Origin of the sequence: Bartonella sp. 220B (assembly GCF_026930205.1) — a bacterium.
Classification (GTDB): Bacteria; Pseudomonadota; Alphaproteobacteria; order Rhizobiales; family Rhizobiaceae; genus Bartonella.
Window position 1 is genome coordinate 49,997 of the sequence record NZ_JANHOI010000004.1, and the last position, 18,455, is coordinate 68,451.

Consider the following 18,455-nt stretch of genomic DNA (forward strand, 5'->3'; position numbering starts at 1 on the left):
CCAAATCAGAATGTGCAATTAAGCAATTTATTTATTAATGAAAGAATATAATAAAATGAATTTGGAAAATAATAAATTTGTTCATACTGCTCAAAACTCCGTCATTTCTATTCGGAATTTAAATAAATGGTATGGAGATTTCCAGGTACTTTATAATATTAATTTCGATGTTCAAATTGGCGAACGCATTGTTATCTGTGGTCCTTCCGGATCAGGAAAATCAACTTTAATTCGTTGTATTAATCAATTAGAAAAAGCACAAAAAGGTTCAATTTGCCTTCATAATATTGATATTCATGCTGCCCCTCTATACCAACAAAAAAATATTCTCCGTAAAATAGGAATGGTCTTTCAGAACTTTAACCTATTCCCCCATATGAGTGTTATGCAAAATTGCATTTTAGCACCCATGACAGTTCAAGGGCTTTCTAAAAAACAAGCAAAAGAACGGGCCATTCGTTATCTTACAGACGTTGGAATTGAAAAACACTGTAACAAATACCCTTTACAACTTTCTGGCGGACAACAACAGCGTGTTGCAATTGCTCGTGCACTTTGTATGGAACCTGAAGTGATGCTTTTTGATGAGCCAACATCAGCTCTTGATCCAGAAAGCGTTGGAGAAGTTTTAGAAGTCATGGTTCAATTAGCAAATACAGGAATGACAATGCTTTGTGTTACCCATGAAATGGGTTTTGCACGCGAAGTTTCAGAAAGAATACTTTTTCTAGAAAATGGAACAATTATTGAAGATACAGCCTCTGAAAAATTTTTTACTAATCCTAAAAGCCAACGTGCTTGTGATTTTCTTGCTAAAATTAAACATTAGCCATCAACATTGTTTTACTGATACAATTTGAGTCCTATCTTTTAAAACAGTCATAATTGTTTGTGCACCAACAACTCCTGGTGGCAACTCCGTTTTCATTTTCTGTTCCATCATCTCAAAGGCGTCGAGCTGTGCCTGTCGCACTAAAGGATTACATAAAAGCTGTTCTATCTGCCTTGCTAACATACCAGGACGTAAAAATTCATTAAGATATTCTGGAACAATAGGTTGATCGGAAATAATATTGGGAAGAGCTGCAGTCCATAGCGCTAGTTTAGGAAAAATGAATAATTTAGAAAAATAATCAAGTTTATAGCAAAGAATCATGGGAATTTTTGCTAATGCCAATTCCAATGAAACCGTGCCAAGTGCTGCAAGTGCAACATCTGCTTGTGCAAAAGCACGCCATTTTGCATCTTCACCAACAACAACTTCTACTTTACTTTTCCAACCCTTTACAAAATCATGAATTTCATCCACCAAATGCGGTAGTGTTGGTAAAATAATCCGTAAATGAGGGTTACGTTGTACAAGAATTTCTATGGTTTCTCGAAAAATCGGCATTAAAGAGCGAATTTCTAAATTGCGTGATCCTGGCAAAAGAACCAATGTAGATAATGAAATTTGTGCACTGTGTTCTTTTTCTGATTGGCGCTTTTTTTCTGATTGAACAGTCAAGAGTGGAGGATGCATTAAAAGATGATGTCCAACATAAGTAGTAGCAGGCCCTCCCAAGTCCTGCATAATTTTTTCCTCAAAAGGAAAAATTGCTAAAACATGGTCAACAAATGTGCGCATAGCTTTCGCGCGCTTTGGACGCCATGCCCAAACAGTTGGTGCAACATACTTAATGATAGGAATAGAAGGTGCCAAAATACGCACCTTTTTTGCAACACGATGGGTAAAATCAGGGCTATCAATAATAATGAGACAATCAGGTTGTTCTTGTGCAATAAATTTAGACAAATTGCGAATATGCATTAATAATAATGGTAGTTTTTTTAACACTGCACCTAAACCTATTAAAGCAATATCATGAGGATTAAAAAAGCTTTTTAAACCTAGTGCCTTTAAATGCCTTCCACCAATGCCAATCAAATGAATTTTGCGCCCTGTCTGTTGTGATAGACAAGAAATTAAATCTGCTCCAAGTAAATCACCAGATTCCTCTCCTGCAACAACAGCAATTTTTAAGGAACAATCATTCATGATCAAACTCTTCAAATGTTTCTATAAACAGAGAATATTTATTGGCTTTTTCTATCGTTGTTTTCACTGATAATATCAGACTTTTATTCGCCTCAACTGCAATGCCAGATAGTCCACTCTTTGCAATATTTATTATTGTCGCAGGTCCAATTGACGGTAAATCAACGCGATGATCTTGTTGTGGTTTAGCACATTTAACAAGAACACCACCTTTAGGTGGAATTTGCCCTCTTTCTCGCATTTCACACACCCGCCAAAGCATATTATCAGTTCCCTCTGCTCCTTCAACCGCAACCACTCTACCATTGATAGCCACAGCTGCCTGCCCAATATCTAATCGACCTAACAGCTTTGCTGCTTCTACAGCTAAAAAAATATCTTTTTTCTCTTTTTGAGTAGCCCGCCGTAAGGTTAGATTAAATTTCATTGGTGCTAAAAGATCTGGGACTATTTCGTGAGCACCAAGTACACAAAAACCATGCGTTTCAATAAGCCGTATAAAAGCTTTTAATAATGCATCATCCCCACCTCTCAAAGCCCTGATTAATTGAGGTAGAGCTAAAAATGTCGTCCAATCGAGTCGTAATTGTGTAATAAGGGGACGTTTTCTCACTCCACCTGCCAAAACAATATTACAAATTCCAGCTGTTTTTAAAATTTTAATGAGTCGCCCTAACTCTACAATTGACAACTCGCAATGCTCATAGCGATAAAGCACATCATCAGCCTCACCACGCAAAAGTATAAGAAAGGGATTCTGTCCATCCTTCTCAAGAGCCTGAGCAACACTGATCGGCAAAACACCATTTCCTGCTATAATAGCGGTGCGGCCGGAAAGAAAACTTCTGGCACCCAAAACAGACATTTTTAATCCTTATTTTCTTTTATTCTATGATCTTCAAATTTCGGTATGCAATAAAAACGTTTTCCTTCTTCTTTAATAAAATTAATGACATCAATAACAGACTGAGAAGCAGAATAGATAGAAGCAACGTCGCTAACACGCTCTTTAAACGGTTTACTATGATCAAAAAGCATAGTAACTGCATGACGTAAAGCATGAATATCTTTACGCTCAAGTCCTGCACGCTTCATACCAATAATATTTAATCCAGCAAGTTTTGCCTGTACACCTACAGCTGTCCCATAGGGAATGAGATCACCAACCAGCGCAGAAACACCACCAATAAATGCATGATGCCCAACACGAACAAATTGGTGAACAGCAGCACCACCACCAATAATAACGTGATCACCAACAGTAACATGACCAGCTATCATCGCATTATTTGCAAATGTCACATGATTTCCTACATGACAATCATGCGCAATATGTGCATAACAAAAAAATTGGCAATTATTGCCAACAATCGTCATTCCTATACTCGAGTCGGAGCCCCTATGCATTGTTACGCCTTCACGAATCGTACAATTTTTACCAATTGAAAGAGTTGTATGCCCCCCCTTATGTTTATTATTTTGCGGATCTGCCCCCAAAACTGCATGTGAAAAAACTTTACTATTGGCTCCTAACGTTGTCTTCCCCATTATCACAACATGACTCATCAAACTGCATCCATCACCAATAACAGCCTCTGAACTAATATGACAAAATGGCCCAACTCGTACATTCTCACCAAGCTGCGCTCCCTTCTCCACAAGGGCAGTTGGATGGATTTTCGTACCGGACATATTTTTAAATTCCCATCAATATCGTTTACTCTTCTTCGATAATCATCGCAGCAATTTCTGCTTCAGCAACGCGAACATCCTCTACTTTTGCAACACACGAAAAACGCCTCATACCAGACCTCTTTTTTAAAAGCTGCACATGAATCTTTAGCTGGTCACCAGGCACAACCGGTTTACGAAATTTCGCGTGATCAACAGTCATAAGATAAACTAAATTTGTTTGCTTATTTTCTAATTTTAAGAGCGAAATTGCCCCCGCTGTTTGTGCCATAGCCTCTAAAATCAAGACCCCAGGCATAACTGGTTTTGCAGGAAAATGTCCCGTAAAATGTGGCTCATTAATTGTTATATTCTTAATACCAATAGCTTCTTGCTCACCATCAATTTCAACGATGCGATCAATCAATAAAAATGGATAACGATGTGGTAATATTGACAGCAATTTTTCAATATCCACAGCTTCTAGACTTTTCATTTCTCCGGTATTGACCATATTAGCTTTTCTCCTTTTTAACTTTGCCAATATTACGCAACGCCGCTACTTCACGGAACCACTGCTTAAATGGTCGAGCTGGACTTCCTCCCCATTTTTCTCCATCCGGAATATCATTCATAACACCACTACCAGCCGCAATTTGAACGCATTTACCTATTACAATATGATCTGCTACCCCTACACTCCCGCCAAGTTGAGACATATCACCTATCGATGTACTTCCGGCAATTCCGCATTGCGCAGCAATAAGACAATAGCGACCAATTTTTACATTATGGGCAATTTGTACGAGATTGTCGATCTTGCTCCCTTCACCAATAATGGTGTCTTCAAATGTTCCACGATCAATCGTTGTATTTGCACCAATCTCCACACCATCCTCGATGATAACACGGCCAAGCTGGGGAATTTTTTCAATTCCAGAAACACTCCCAACATAACCAAAACCATCTTGCCCAATACAAACACCAGGGTAAAGCTGAACTCTATCTCCTATTAAAGAATACTGAACTGTTACCTTGGGGGCAATATAACAGTCGCGCCCAATACGACAATTTTCACCGATTACAGCAGTGGATGAAATAAGAGTCCCTGCACCAATTTCAACATTACGGCCAATAACAGCCCCCGCTTCGATACACACATCATGTGCAAATTTAGCACTTGGATGAATATGCGCATGTGGTGAAATTTCTCTCTGGCCAAACCAAGGCACTGGCTTTATAGAATCAGGAAATAAGATGCGGCCAATCTGTGCAAAATCACGCTGCGGCGTGGATGTCACCAAAATCGCCATAGATTCAGGAACTTTAAAAACAATTTCACTCGTACAAAAAACAGCAACAGCCAAACTGCCTAATAGAGCATCGGAAAACTTCCGATGCTCCACAAACACAAGCGAACCTTCTACAGCACTCTCAAGTGAAGAAAGAGTATTTATAACTGTGTTAGAAAACTCTGGATTAAGAAGTTTAGCACCTGTTAACTCTGCAACATTCGCAACTGTCAATCGCCGGGACGGCGTAAAAAAAAATGTATCCGCCATCAAAACACTTTCTCTCCCAGCCTAACCCATTCTCTTCAATTTTTCCTTCTCAAGAAAATTTAAATCAGAATTTCGTAGAAATACCAAAGTTTAATTTCTGTAAACGGTCACCTTCCTGCTTCTTTATTGGCCAAGCATAATCAAAACGCAGTGGGCCAAATGGCGAATCCCATATTAAACTTACACCTGCAGACGAACGCCAAGCATTTTTGGTATGCGTAACAGGCGCCTCACCCTGAAAAACGGGTTGATACTTATTTCCATAAAGTGTTGCAACATCTGCAAATAAAGCACCACGCAATCCTAACCCTTCAGGCACAACAGGTATAGGAAATTGCACTTCAGCAGTTGCATTTATATATGTTGTTCCACCCAAGAAAGAAGCTTCACCTTTATTGGAAACCTGTCGAGGACCTATTCCATTGTATTTGAATCCTCTAATCATATCAGTATTTGCTTTAAACATATCGAAGATACGAACACCATCTCGACCCATTCCATGAATATAGCCACCTCCAAAAGAAAGCAAACCAACAAGATCCATTGGTTCAGAAAGCGTTTTATACATCATCGCTTTACCAGTTGTCTTCAAGAACTTCGCATTTCCACCAAGACCCGCATACTCCTGAAGGACACGCACGTACCACCCATCATGTGGATTTTTCATATCGTCAATAGTATTATAGGTTAAACCATAACTAATTGATGAACGTTTCCAAGGACTGTGCTTGGCTGCTTGTACAATTGCCCCAGAATATTTTCCATATAATTCTCTTATATCAGCCTCTTTGTTTAAGTCATAATCTTTACCAAAATCATATTCTTCTTGCACATAAGAATAAGCTAAATTGGCAGATAATTGATCATTAATAGGTATGGCAAACCGAAGCGATCCACCTGTCTGCCGCACATCATATGCTTTATCAGCACGGTAAGTACTGCGAAAAATATCAACACCAGCAGATAAACGATAACCCAAAAAATAAGGATCAACAAACGACAAATTGTAATTACGAGACTTTTCTTGCCCAGCTCCTAATCCTAACCGAACATATTGACCTCGTCCTCCAAGGTTACGCTCGGTAACAGATACCTCAAGTGACATACCAGGGCTTGTACCACCCGTTGTATATCCTCCAGATAAAGAAAGATCTCCTGTCGAAGCTTCAACAACATCTATAACTAAGGTAACCTGATCAGACTGATCTGTTGGAACCATTGAAATATTAACAGCTTTGAAAAAGCCTAAACTTTCCAAACGACGCTTTGCTCGCTGTACGAGAGTTTGATTGTAAGCATCCCCTTCGTTTAAATCAATCTCACGGCGAATGACATAATCACGCGTCTTTTCATTACCACGGATTTCAATGCGCTGAATATAAGCTCGCGGACCTTGTTCAATATTATATAAAATCGAAATTGTATGATTTGCCAAATTACGATTTCCCCGCGGCTCAACCTTAGCAAAAGCATATCCAGAATCAGCAACCTTATTGTTGATAATTGCAACAGACTGTTCAATACTCTCTGCACTGTAAATATCCCCTGATTGAGTTTTAAGAATCCCTTTTACAGATTGAATGTCAACTCCATCAACATCACTTTCAACCTGAATATCACCAATTTTATAGCGAACCCCTTCATCAAGAACAAAATAAATGTTATATGTATTACTCAATTCATCAAAAGTTGCTTTGGAGGAAACAATGCGAAAATCTGCATAACCGCGATTATAATAAAAACGACGAAGAGCTTCTTCATCTGCAGCTAAACGCTCCTCACTATAAACATCCCCCCCCAGTAACAAGGAGAACATTCCCGAAGACTTTGTTGAAATCACATCTCGCAAACGACGGCTTCCAAAAGCATGATTTCCCTTAAAAACAATGTTTCTAATCTTTGTCTTCCGCCCTTCAGAAACATTAAAAACTATATTTACACGCCCTTTTCCCAAATTAATAGTTTGAGCTTTTACAGTGATATTATTACGACCAACAGTCTTATAAGCTTCACGAATCGTATTAATATCAGCTGAAAGCTTAGCAGAATTAAAAGGTTCATTCGATTTTAAAGAAATAAATCGTTTAAGATCAGGATCCTTAAGAGATTTATTTCCCTGAAACAATACTTGGTTAACTACCTCATATTCTTTGACGAACACGACCAGCTTGTCACCAACTTGATTTATTTTCACTTCATAAAATAAACCCAATCCGAAAAGACGCTTTACCGCAGCATCGACATCACTACTGGAAAAACTCTGCCCCGTTTTAATGTCCATATTGTCACGAACTACCTGAGCACTTACAAATTTATTCCCGCGAACCTCAATAGAACGAACCACAGATGCCTGCACTTCCCCAACCATTGCACTTGACATAAAGGCTGTTGTTGGAGCAACTATCCCCATATTTAACACCAACACAGATACTGCATTTAAAAATTTCGAATTTGTAGTCATTGGCTTTTTTTACCTTATCTTATTCCTTGGACATGATGCCTCAAAAAGCTAACTGCCATAACAACTTTTTTATTCACAGCAAGACTTTCCACCCCTTAATTCATTATAACACACGACGCCACAATATTTTGTGGACATGGTAAACGACCTTTAATTTATTTTTTCCATTATTACCTAATTTATAAAATATTTTCCATCATTTATTAGCTAAACCAACAAAAATAATCATTAAAGAACGCAAAAACCATAAAGAGGAGGACAACAAAAAAGCCTACACGGAAAACAATTTCTCGAATTTTAGCAGATATTGGCCTCCTCGTAAGAGCCTCAATGACATGAAGTAAAAAATGTCCACCATCAAGTGGCGGGATTGGAAAAAGGTTAATAAGACCAATGCCTATCGAGAGAAAAGCTGTAAAATTCAACAAAGAGATAAAACCTGTCTCACTTATTTTCCATGCAATTTTGACGGTTTTAGAAGGCCCACTTAGCTGGCAATGATCTTCTTTTCCCCCCATTAAACGACCCATAAAAAAAATTGTTTGCGTAACAATAGACGTAGCACGTTCCGATGCTTCTTTTACAGCTCTTACAAAACCATAGTGAATATATTTTACATAAGCTGGATCTAAACGCGTAGGATTATCTGGATCAACAGGAACACCTACCCCTATCATACTAGTTTGAACCAGATTACCAAATCCATCATCTCTTTCAATCACTTTGGGTGTAATCACCGCCGTAAATACTTGCCCCATACGTTCTATTTTAAATTCTATAGGATCTTCACCATGGAAAGCTATATAATTCATCAAACTTTCAAAGCTTTCAACTCGTTGTCCATCCATCTCAACAAAACGATCCCCTAATTCCAAACCGGATTGGATAGCAGGAAAATCTTTTACTAAAGAACCAACAATTGGTTCAGTGGCTATACGACCATAAATGAAGAAAAAAAATGTTAAAATAACAATGGTAAAAAGAGCATTGAATAAGGGACCAGCAAAAACAGTTGCGGCTTTTTTCCAAGCATGCGCACTAGCAAATGAACCGCTAACAATCGGAGATGATGGCACATTTACCCCTTCTTCATCTCCAATAAACTTTACATAGCCCCCTAAAGGAATAAGCGCTAAACGCCATTGCGTGCCATGTTTGTCTGTATATCCCGCTATTTTTGGACCAAATCCAAGCGAAAAAACTGATGCTTTAATACCACACCATCGTCCCATAAGATAATGCCCAATTTCGTGCACAAAAATGATAATCATAATAACAAAAAGAACACTTAAAACTCTTAAAAGCAAATCGCCTACAGTGATCATATGATTTAAAAGCTCCAAAATATTTCCTCCCAATTAAACCATACAAAAAAAATTAAAAGGTGTATCCATATTAGACATAAACGAACCAATTAAATAAAGAAGGAAAGCAGCCCCCACCAAACCATCCATACGGTCCATAAAGCCACCGTGTCCAGGCAAGAAAGAGCTAGAGTCTTTAACAGAAAATTGTCTTTTTAGCCATGATTGTCCTAAATCGCTTAATTGCGAAACAATGGATAAAACAAGTGCGAGCAATGGTACAAAAAAATTCGTTAAATTGATGTCAAAAAATCGAAAAGCAATTAATATACCACCAGAAACTCCAAAAACCGTACCACCAATCGCCCCTGCCCATGTTTTATTAGGAGAAAATTGTGGTGCTAACTTAGGACCACCCAATGCCCGTCCGCTAAAATAACCAGCAATATCCGTTCCCCATACGATCGTAAATAAAAAAACAACAGTTTGGAATCCTAACGTTTCAGAGCCTCGTAAAAAGGATACAGCGACAACCGGAAAAGATGCATATAAAAACCCTGAAAAAACCCAACCAGTCTTTTTCATAGGCCCAATGGCCAACACTGCTGCCAAAACGATCAAAATACAAAAAATTAATGAAGCGGAAACGCCCAATAGCAAAAAAAAACCAAAAATCAAATAAAAAATACTTGCTAATATTTTTTGTGAAACATGCCATTTTTCTTTAGTAATATGCATCCATTCATAAAGAATAAAACCGCCAATACCCCACACAAACAAAAAAAATAAAATTCCTCCAAACCATGTTAAACACAAAGCAATGATGCCAAAAACAAAAGCAGTCAAAATACGATAAATAAGATTAGACAAAACACTATCCAAAAAATAAAAATAGAAAATACAAACTCAAAAATTGACGCAAGCAAAAACCTTTATTATGGGGACCCTCTGTGTTCATACTTTTGTAGATTTTTTTACAATCTATTATACATGATTTGATATACCAAGATAGCGTTCATAAGACTAAAAAGTGAAAAAACATCAAAGGATTACGTATTAAAAGACATTCACACATATATTTCCTAACACTTTAGTCTATCTTAAATAATAAAAAAAACTACCGTTTATTTCCTATAGAAATTGTGAAATTTAGATCTGATCTTTTCTTCGTGTAAAAACATTTTTCTATCACCCTCTCAATATATCCGAAAATAAGCTGCGGCAAACTGCATTTTTCATAATGAAAGTAGCAAAGTTAAGATAGAATCTATACGTTACATTTTTTTTCAAACATCTACCATGAAAGATTTGAATGACATCCTCAGATCTTTATCTAAATAACGAAAATATTTTTATCAGCTAATGCAAAAAAATGCGTACAATTTTTTATTTTCTTATTATACATCCCCCCCCTCCCTTTAGCAGAGAATCTCTTTCAATATTTAGATAAAGATCTTAAAAATATCTGCTACTTCAAATCAATTTTATCTTACAACATAGAAATGGACTAAAATGCACTTCTTCTCGCCTCACGCTCTCTATTAATAAAATACTTTATTACTCATTCTTATCCATAAAAAGATGTTATACAATATAGATATAATATTTTCTAGTGATTAAGCCGCCTTAAACATGCATAATTTCAGCTTCTTTTATAGCCAAAATCTTATCAATATCAGCAATAGTCTCATCCGTGAGTTTTTGAACTTTGTCAGATAAGCCATGCGCTTCATCTTGACCAATTTCACCTTCTTTTTCTAATTTTTTCAAATTATCCATACCATCACGACGGACATGGCGAGTAGCAACACGCGCTTGTTCTGCATATTGATGTGCAATTTTTACAAGCTCTTTACGGCGCTCTTCATTTAATTCAGGTAAAGGAATACGCAAGTTTACACCGTCAGTAATGGGGTTCAAACCAAGACCAGAATCACGAATAGCACGCTCTACAGCTCCTACCATTGCTTTATCCCACACAGAAACTGAAAGCATCCGCGGCTCCGGAACAGAAATATTCGCGACCTGATTTATATGTACAACAGAACCATAAGCTTCAACCGTCAAAGGTTCTAATAAACTAGACGAAGCTCGTCCAGTCCGCAAACCACCTAATTCATGTTTAAAAGCGGAAATAGCACCATCCATACGACGTTTCAGATCATCCATAATAGATATAACATTCATATTTCTGTCTCCTTCAATTAAGCCTTGAAGATTATCTTCATTCCGACACTATTGTAAACCGTCCAGTTCCATTCAACACTTTAGCCAAACCACCTTTTTCATGAATGGAATATACAATAATCGGTACACCATTTTCACGTGCTAAAGTAACCGCTGTTGTATCCATAACAGACAATCCCCATTGCAAAATCTCAACATGTGTTAATTGGTCAAAACGTTTAGCTGTAGGATCTAGCTTTGGATCTGCAGAATAAATACCATCCACTTGTGTTCCTTTCAAAAGAACATCTGCACCAATTTCTGCTGCACGTAAAGTAGCAGCAGAATCAGTGGTAAAAAATGGATTACCCGTACCGCCTGCAAAAATAACGACTTTTCCTTGATTCATATAACCTATTGCTTTACGCTGTGAAAAACTTTCACAAATTTGTGGCATAGCAATCGCAGACAATACAACTGCCTCAACCCCTAGCTTTATCAACGATGTTCGCAATGCTAAAGAATTAATAGCAGTTGCAAGCATTCCCATATGATCACCTGTCACACGATCCCCACCATGTGAAGCAACAGCAACTCCACGAAAAATATTTCCCCCACCTATAACAATAGCAACTTCTACTCCTAATGCTCGCACTTCAGCAACATCAGCGGCAATACGATCTGCAACGGAAACATCAATCCCAAAGCTCTGTTTTCCCATAAGGGCTTCACCAGAAACCTTTAAAAGAATACGTTTATATTGTAGCGCTAATGTCATTGACAATCTCCCCAAAAGCACATTTATTTTTTGCTTTCGACACCACTAAGGGCACCACTTTATCACGTGACGCCCTCTCAATAATTATACATTTTATATCAAAAATTTCATAACCAACGATATAGTTTAAAATCTCTGACAATAATTTAAAAACCACTACCCCTTTGCGGCCGCTGCAACTTCTGCTGCAAAGTCAGTCTCTTCTTTTTCCACACCTTCCCCTAATGCGAAGCGCACAAACCCTGTAATTTTCGCGGGTGCACCAATCAACTTTTCAGCATCCTTTAAAGCCGATTCAACACTCATATCAGGATTCATAACAAAAGCCTGAGAAAGCAGAACAACCTCTTCAAAAAACTTACGCATGCGCCCTTCTACCATTTTTTCAATGATATTTTCAGGCTTCCCAGACTGGCGCGCCTGATCTGAAAAAATGGCTTTTTCACGCTCAACAGCGCTCACATCAACATTTTCCGCGGTCAGAGCTAATGGATTAGTTGCAGCAATATGCATCGCAACTTGCCGACCAAAAGCGGTAGCAGCTTCCTTATTTCCCGTTGTTTCAATGGCAACCAAAACACCAAGTTTACCAAGCCCATCAGCCACACTATTATGTATATAAGTAGCAACAACGCCATTCTCAACAGAGAGTTTTGCAGAACGCCGGAATGTCATATTTTCGCCAATAGTACCGATCGCATCTTTAATTGTAGCCTCTACAGTCTTCTCAGAACTAGGGTAAAGAGATGCGGAAACAGCATCAACACCCCCCTTTGTCCCTAAAGCAGCTATAGCCACTTTACGTACAATGTCTTGGAATACGTCATTGCGTGCTACAAAATCTGTTTCAGAATTAATTTCAACTAAAACCGCGCTTGAATCGTTTGATGCAACTCCGATTAATCCTTCAGCAGCCGTACGACCAGCCTTCTTATCTGCTTTGGCTATTCCTTTTTTACGAAGCCAATCAACAGCGGCCTCCATGTCACCATTGGTCTCTGCCAGCGCTGCTTTACAGTCCATCATACCAGCACCTGACAATTCCCGAAGTTCTTTTACTTGTGCAGCAGTAATGCTCATATTTGCCTCTTTTATTTTGTAACAATAAAAGCGTGCGAGAAATAAAATCTGTGCACGCCCGTAATCTCTCTTTAGAAATAAGTACCTTAACAGGCGTTTTTTAATTTACTCAGAAACTGAAGCAACATTTTCCAAAACGGGTTCCACATTTTCCAAAACGGGTTCCACAGGCGCATCAACTTGAGCTCCCAAATCAACTCCCATCGCACCTTGTTGACGTGCAATACCATCAAGCGCAGCACGCGCGAAAAGATCACAATAAAGAGTAATTGCACGTGAAGCGTCATCATTGCCTGGTATTGGATGCGTAATGTTATCAGGATCACAATTGGTATCAATAATAGCAATAACGGGGATACCTAAACGTTTTGCTTCTTGAATTGCAATATTTTCTTTGTTTGTATCGATAACAAATATAAGATCTGGAACGGAGCCCATATCCTTAATACCACCAAGCGCACGATTAAGCTTTTCACGATCACGCTCAAGATTCAAACGTTCTTTTTTGGTAAAACCCTGAGCTTCAGCAGCAAGAATTTTATCAAGCTTACGCAAACGATGGATCGAATGGGAAATCGTTTTCCAGTTTGTGAGCATACCGCCAAGCCAACGTGCATTAACATAATATTGTGCCGAACGATTCGCGGCATCAGCAATAATGTCAGATGCCTGCCGCTTCGTACCAACAAAGAGAATGCGTCCACCACGCGCAACTGTATCGGAAACAAGTTTAAGAGCTTGGTGCAAAAGAGGAACAGTCTGAGAAAGATCAATAATATGAATATTATTACGCTGACCGTAAATATAAGGAGTCATTTTTGGATTCCAGCGATGCGTCTGGTGACCAAAATGTACGCCTGCTTCTAAAAGCTGATGCATAGTAAAATCGGGTAGTGCCATAATTTATCCTTTCCGGTTTAACCTCCGCGGAAAAAGCAGAAAAAACTGCTACCGGCGGACGTCTGCTAAATTTTTCTCGCAAACACCCAAACTCCGCGTGTGGAATGAGGACAACATACTAATATTTGATTCTTTTTCAAGTCATTTTCTGCAACCATTTAATATTTACATTGATCATTATTTTTCCCAAGGTCGAGGAATTCAAGACTATTCAATTTTGCGCGCACTGCAAAAGTTCCATAATCTATATGAAGATTACGCATAACACCATTTTCATGTAAGAGAAAACTGGTACGATAGATTGGTAAGCCATCTTTTTTTTCTACATCATCAAAATAAGAAATTGTAACAGGCCAATATTTCTCTTCATCCAATTTTCTCATTTCTTCCGTTTCAGTATCAGACAAAAGCGTTTTCTTTTCCCCAATGACTACACTTTCCTTGATAACTTTATCTGCTTTATCTGTTCCATCAAATACTGTAACATAGTAAAAATGATGACCTGCTTTTGCATGGCGAATGATATTTTTGAGTTGCATGATTGGAAATTCAGCTGTTGCAAATTTATATTCTTTTTCCTTTGGCTTTTCTAATTTAACGACAATACCATCTTGAATACGCTCAGCTACTCCTTGAGAGCGACGTACAACCTCTTGTCCAACTTGATCTGTAACACTAAAACGGAACATACGGCCATCACCCGTTTCATAACTCGTTGTCTGTTGGTCCGTTAAATGTACTGGCATATCTTCACTCTGAATACGGCTGACAAAACGGAAGCGTGTCGTATAGCCTTGACATGCTGAACCTGTGAGTTCGTAAACCATTCGCCCAGACATCCCAGAAATTGTCATTTCATGAGAAACACTGTCGAGATGAAAATCGTAAATTGCTCGATGAGGTACAATAAAAACGGGCTCTTCAGCCTTCGCAGGATATAAAAGAATAACATATAAAATTATTACAAATAATGATCTGTTCATTCTCAACTTCCAATTCTGTCCCCGTTGCATAACACCATATAATAAGGCAAAAAAGACTAACTTCTCAATTAACCACACATTTCCTTAAATCAAAAATTAGTTTATGCAATGGATATATTGTAGAATAAGCTACGGAGTTTAAATTATGACCAACGTGATTGAAAACAACTTAAAAACATTTGGAATTACTCTTCCCGAAGCAGTGAATCCCATTGCCAATTACTTAACAGCTTCACAAAGTGGCAATCAACTCTTTATTTCTGGACAACTCCCTCTTGTTGAGGGAAAACCACTAACAATCGGTAAAGTCGGCTTAACTGTTAGCATTGAACAAGCAAAAAAAGCATCTGAAGCTTGTGCACTCAATATTTTAGCACAAATCAAAGCAGTTCTTGGTGACTTAAACAAAATAAAACGCGTCATAAAAATCACCGTTTTTGTAGCTGTAGATCCTCATTTTACCGATATTCCTCTTGTTGCCAATGGCGCTTCTGATTTGTTTGTCAATATTCTTGGTGAAAGAGGAAAACACGCTCGCTCTGCTATTGGTGTCGCCTCTCTTCCTATGAATGTTCCAGTAGAAGTTGAAGCTATTATAGAAATCTAAACTTTATCAAGAACAGCGTATCACCATAAAGTGATAACCAAGTGCAAAATTTGTTTTTTAACCCTATACCAACCATTGCACGCTCCAGTCTTAAAATTAAAATGCATAAAAGGAAATATTTGTATGAAACAAGCTTATGACAATAACAATATTTTTGCTAAATTGATTCGCAATGAAATCCCTTCTGTTCGTGTCTACGAAGATGATAATGTCATTGCCTTCATGGATATCATGCCACAAGCCCCAGGACATACGTTAGTTATTCCCCGAAAAGGCTCTAGGAACCTATTGGATGCGGATACTGAAACATTATTTCCAGTCATTAAAGCAGTTCAGAAAATCGCCAATGCTGTAAAAAAAGCTTTTCACGCAGATGGTATAACAGTCATGCAATTGAATGAAGCAGCAAGTCAACAAACCATTTATCATCTCCATTTCCACATCATACCACGTATGGAAGGAATAGAGCTTGCACCCCATAATAATGTTATAACACCTACAGAAATCCTTGAAGAGAACGCAAAAAAAATCCGTGCAGCCCTTTAAAGCGCTTTTAAATCGTTGAACTTTTTTTCTTGACATATTTTTTGGTAAAATGTGTCGTTTTTTTATTCTTTGCGCCAACAGATATATTAGAAGATGAAATCTCTAACTGCAATTTCTCTTTTCCCCCGTTTGATTTTTGTGTCAATACGCGCACCATGCCACCATTGCGCAACTTTCCGAATAAAATTTCGTCAGCTAATGGCTTCTTAATATGCTCTTGTATAACACGGTTCAATGGACGTGCCCCCATCTGGGAATCGTATCCTTTATTCGCAAGCCAAACCATAGCAGAACGACTTAATTCAAAACAAATTCCCCGATCAGCTAATTGTGCTTCAAGTTGAAAAATAAATTTTTGCACGATCTGATTGATGATTAACAGAGATAAAGGGGAAAACGGAATGATCGCATCTAGCCGGTTACGAAATTCCGGTGTAAAGAGCCTATTAATTGCTTCAATATCATCACCATCGCGATACAGTTTGCCAAATCCGATAGCCGACTTTGCCAACTCTGAAGCACCGGCATTAGTTGTCATAATTAAAATAATATTGCAAAAATCAATTTTTTTGCCATTATGGTCTGTTAATTTACCGTAATCCATCACCTGCAATAAAATATTAAATAATTCTGGATGCGCTTTTTCAATCTCATCCAACAATAAAACTGCATGCGGTTTCTGATCAACTGCATCTGTAAGGAGACCTCCTTGATCAAACCCTATATAACCTGGAGGAGCTCCAATTAAGCGCGCCACTGTATGCCGCTCCATATATTCTGACATATCAAAGCGTAATAATTCAATGCCTAAAGAAGATGCAAGCTGTTTTGCAACTTCAGTTTTTCCCACACCTGTTGGTCCTGAAAATAAATAACTTCCTATTGGTTTGTCTGATTCGCGCAATCCTGCTCGCGCCAATTTAATTGATGAAACCAATGCGGAAATTGCCTGATCTTGCCCATAAACAACATGCTTGAGTTCTCCTTCAAGCTTGCTCAGCGTCTTTTGATCATCGCCCGAAACTGTTTTTGGTGGAATCCTTGCCATAGTAGCAACAGTTGCTTCAACTTCTTTGACACCTATACTTTTTTTCCTTTGCTTTTTTGGCAAAAGCTTTTGTGCTGCACCACTTTCATCAATAACATCAATTGCTTTATCCGGTAATCGGCGATCAATTATATAACGTGCGGACAATTCTACAGATGCCTTCATCGCCTGATCAGTGTATTTAATTTGATGAAAATTTTCAAAATAAGGCTGCAGCCCCTGCAAAATCTTAATTGTATCAGCAATCGACGGCTCGTTAACATCAATCTTCTGAAAACGGCGCTCTAAAGCACGATCTTGTTCAAAGATTTTACGATATTCTCTGTAAGTCGTTGAACCAATACATAGAATAGTTCCGGAAGATAATGCAGGTTTTAAAAGATTTGCCGCATCCATATTTCCTCCCAATGTAGCCCCTGCTCCAATTAAAGTATGAATTTCATCAATAAATAAAACAGCGTTTGGAGACTGCTCAAATTCTTTAATAACGTGCTTTAACCGTTCTTCAAAATCACCACGATAGCGTGTACCAGCAACAAGCCCTCCGATATCAAGGGAAAATATTGTTGCATTTGATAAAACTTCAGGGACCTGCCCATCAACAATACGTTTTGCTAATCCTTCAATGATAGCGGTTTTTCCAACGCCAGGATCGCCAACCAAAAGCGGATTGTTTTTTGACCTTCTACATAAAACCTGAATCATACGTGAAATCTCTACTTCACGACCAATTAATAAATCAATTTTTCCATTTCGTGCCTTACAATTGAGATCAACACAATAAGCAGCCAGTGCACCTGTTACCTTTTCTTCATTGTCTAAAATCTGCTGATCCAATTGCTCTTCAAGTCCCTCAAGTAACATAGATAATCCCTCATCCCGAGCGATACCATGTGAAATAAAACGTACAGCATCATAACGTGTCATTCCCATCTCTTGGAGAAAATATGCCGCATGACTTTCACGTTCAGAAAAAATTGCAACCAGAACATTGGCTCCTGAAACTTCATCTTTTCCAGCTGATTGAGCATGAATTACCGCACGTTGGATAACACGCTGGAAAAATGTTGTTGGTTTTGTATCCTCATCGGCTTTAATCTGTCCATCCAATTCTAACTGGATATAGTTTATTAAGCGCTCTCGCAGTTCTTCTACATCTACCTGACAAGCCTGAATAACTAAATTTGCATCAGCATCATCTAGAAGAGCCAGCAGAAGATGCTCTAATGTCGCATATTCATGCCGCGCTTGAGTAGCAATTGTTAATGCCCGATGCAAAACCTCTTCAAGACTAGGTGTAAAAGATGGCAT

At 38.3% G+C, this 18,455-nt stretch carries 17 protein-coding genes; 3 read left to right on the plus strand and 14 right to left on the minus strand.

Features of this window, described 5'->3' with window-relative positions:
- Positions 1-55 precede the first annotated feature (55 nt).
- Positions 56-829: an amino acid ABC transporter ATP-binding protein gene (locus NPX99_RS04040; protein WP_269030622.1), complete on the plus strand. Its 774-nt coding sequence runs from the start codon at positions 56-58 to the stop codon at positions 827-829.
- A gap of 3 nt (positions 830-832) precedes the next feature.
- Here NPX99_RS04040 and lpxB read toward each other — a convergent pair whose 3' ends face one another.
- The 13 genes from lpxB to NPX99_RS04105 form a co-directional block, all read right to left on the minus strand.
- Complete coding sequence (gene lpxB / locus NPX99_RS04045; protein WP_269030623.1) at positions 833-2,038, minus strand: lipid-A-disaccharide synthase; 1,206 nt, start codon at positions 2,036-2,038, stop codon at positions 833-835.
- Complete coding sequence (locus NPX99_RS04050) at positions 2,031-2,903, minus strand: LpxI family protein (protein ID WP_269030624.1); 873 nt, start codon at positions 2,901-2,903, stop codon at positions 2,031-2,033. The genes lpxB and NPX99_RS04050 overlap by 8 nt, the downstream gene beginning before the upstream one ends.
- Positions 2,904-2,905: 2 nt before the next feature.
- Positions 2,906-3,730: an acyl-ACP--UDP-N-acetylglucosamine O-acyltransferase gene (lpxA, locus tag NPX99_RS04055; protein WP_269030625.1), complete on the minus strand. Its 825-nt coding sequence runs from the start codon at positions 3,728-3,730 to the stop codon at positions 2,906-2,908.
- A 25-nt stretch (positions 3,731-3,755) separates the two neighbouring features.
- Complete coding sequence (gene fabZ, locus NPX99_RS04060; RefSeq protein WP_269030626.1) at positions 3,756-4,223, minus strand: 3-hydroxyacyl-ACP dehydratase FabZ; 468 nt, start codon at positions 4,221-4,223, stop codon at positions 3,756-3,758.
- 1 nt (position 4,224) lies between these two features.
- The gene (gene lpxD / locus NPX99_RS04065) at positions 4,225-5,271 is read right to left on the minus strand and encodes a UDP-3-O-(3-hydroxymyristoyl)glucosamine N-acyltransferase (RefSeq protein WP_269030627.1); all 1,047 of its coding nucleotides are present in this window, start codon (positions 5,269-5,271) and stop codon (positions 4,225-4,227) included.
- A 64-nt stretch (positions 5,272-5,335) separates the two neighbouring features.
- Positions 5,336-7,732 (minus strand): outer membrane protein assembly factor BamA, encoded by a 2,397-nt coding sequence (bamA, locus tag NPX99_RS04070; RefSeq protein WP_269030628.1) that lies wholly within the window; start codon positions 7,730-7,732, stop codon positions 5,336-5,338.
- Between the two features lie 203 nt (positions 7,733-7,935).
- Positions 7,936-9,075: a M50 family metallopeptidase gene (locus NPX99_RS04075; RefSeq protein WP_269030629.1), complete on the minus strand. Its 1,140-nt coding sequence runs from the start codon at positions 9,073-9,075 to the stop codon at positions 7,936-7,938.
- Positions 9,076-9,090: 15 nt separating this feature from the next.
- Complete coding sequence (locus NPX99_RS04080; protein WP_269030630.1) at positions 9,091-9,906, minus strand: phosphatidate cytidylyltransferase; 816 nt, start codon at positions 9,904-9,906, stop codon at positions 9,091-9,093.
- 756 nt (positions 9,907-10,662) lie between these two features.
- Complete coding sequence (gene frr / locus NPX99_RS04085; RefSeq protein ID WP_269030631.1) at positions 10,663-11,223, minus strand: ribosome recycling factor; 561 nt, start codon at positions 11,221-11,223, stop codon at positions 10,663-10,665.
- Between the two features lie 37 nt (positions 11,224-11,260).
- A complete protein-coding gene (pyrH, locus tag NPX99_RS04090; RefSeq protein WP_269030632.1) occupies positions 11,261-11,980 on the minus strand; it encodes a UMP kinase in 720 nt (239 codons plus the stop codon).
- A 156-nt stretch (positions 11,981-12,136) separates the two neighbouring features.
- Positions 12,137-13,060, minus strand: coding sequence for a translation elongation factor Ts (gene tsf, locus NPX99_RS04095; protein WP_269030633.1), 924 nt, complete (start codon positions 13,058-13,060; stop codon positions 12,137-12,139).
- A 105-nt stretch (positions 13,061-13,165) separates the two neighbouring features.
- Positions 13,166-13,960 carry a 30S ribosomal protein S2 gene (gene rpsB / locus NPX99_RS04100; protein WP_269030634.1) on the minus strand — a complete coding sequence of 265 codons (795 nt, stop codon included), beginning with the start codon at positions 13,958-13,960 and terminating at the stop codon, positions 13,166-13,168.
- Positions 13,961-14,118: 158 nt separating this feature from the next.
- Positions 14,119-14,943 (minus strand): cell envelope integrity EipB family protein, encoded by an 825-nt coding sequence (locus NPX99_RS04105; protein ID WP_269030635.1) that lies wholly within the window; start codon positions 14,941-14,943, stop codon positions 14,119-14,121.
- A gap of 145 nt (positions 14,944-15,088) precedes the next feature.
- Here NPX99_RS04105 and NPX99_RS04110 point away from each other — a divergent pair, with 145 nt between their 5' ends.
- Positions 15,089-15,550 (plus strand): RidA family protein, encoded by a 462-nt coding sequence (locus NPX99_RS04110; RefSeq protein ID WP_269030636.1) that lies wholly within the window; start codon positions 15,089-15,091, stop codon positions 15,548-15,550.
- A 123-nt stretch (positions 15,551-15,673) separates the two neighbouring features.
- Complete coding sequence (locus NPX99_RS04115; RefSeq protein WP_269030637.1) at positions 15,674-16,096, plus strand: HIT family protein; 423 nt, start codon at positions 15,674-15,676, stop codon at positions 16,094-16,096.
- Between the two features lie 7 nt (positions 16,097-16,103).
- On the opposite strand, the gene clpA is transcribed toward NPX99_RS04115, so the two are convergent.
- Positions 16,104-18,455, minus strand: a complete 2,352-nt coding sequence (gene clpA / locus NPX99_RS04120; RefSeq protein ID WP_269030638.1) for an ATP-dependent Clp protease ATP-binding subunit ClpA — start codon at positions 18,453-18,455, stop codon at positions 16,104-16,106.

Coding starts and splice junctions, on each gene's coding strand:
- NPX99_RS04040 (WP_269030622.1), top strand. CDS start 56: ATGAATTTGGAAAATAATAAATTTGTTCATACTGCTCAAAACTCCGTC.
- lpxB (WP_269030623.1), bottom strand. CDS start 2,038: ATGAATGATTGTTCCTTAAAAATTGCTGTTGTTGCAGGAGAGGAATCT.
- NPX99_RS04050 (WP_269030624.1), bottom strand. CDS start 2,903: ATGTCTGTTTTGGGTGCCAGAAGTTTTCTTTCCGGCCGCACCGCTATT.
- lpxA (WP_269030625.1), bottom strand. CDS start 3,730: ATGTCCGGTACGAAAATCCATCCAACTGCCCTTGTGGAGAAGGGAGCG.
- fabZ (WP_269030626.1), bottom strand. CDS start 4,223: ATGGTCAATACCGGAGAAATGAAAAGTCTAGAAGCTGTGGATATTGAA.
- lpxD (WP_269030627.1), bottom strand. CDS start 5,271: ATGGCGGATACATTTTTTTTTACGCCGTCCCGGCGATTGACAGTTGCG.
- bamA (WP_269030628.1), bottom strand. CDS start 7,732: ATGACTACAAATTCGAAATTTTTAAATGCAGTATCTGTGTTGGTGTTA.
- frr (WP_269030631.1), bottom strand. CDS start 11,223: ATGAATGTTATATCTATTATGGATGATCTGAAACGTCGTATGGATGGT.
- pyrH (WP_269030632.1), bottom strand. CDS start 11,980: ATGACATTAGCGCTACAATATAAACGTATTCTTTTAAAGGTTTCTGGT.
- tsf (WP_269030633.1), bottom strand. CDS start 13,060: ATGAGCATTACTGCTGCACAAGTAAAAGAACTTCGGGAATTGTCAGGT.
- rpsB (WP_269030634.1), bottom strand. CDS start 13,960: ATGGCACTACCCGATTTTACTATGCATCAGCTTTTAGAAGCAGGCGTA.
- NPX99_RS04105 (WP_269030635.1), bottom strand. CDS start 14,943: ATGAACAGATCATTATTTGTAATAATTTTATATGTTATTCTTTTATAT.
- NPX99_RS04110 (WP_269030636.1), top strand. CDS start 15,089: ATGACCAACGTGATTGAAAACAACTTAAAAACATTTGGAATTACTCTT.
- NPX99_RS04115 (WP_269030637.1), top strand. CDS start 15,674: ATGAAACAAGCTTATGACAATAACAATATTTTTGCTAAATTGATTCGC.
- clpA (WP_269030638.1), bottom strand. CDS start 18,455: ATGCCATCTTTTACACCTAGTCTTGAAGAGGTTTTGCATCGGGCATTA.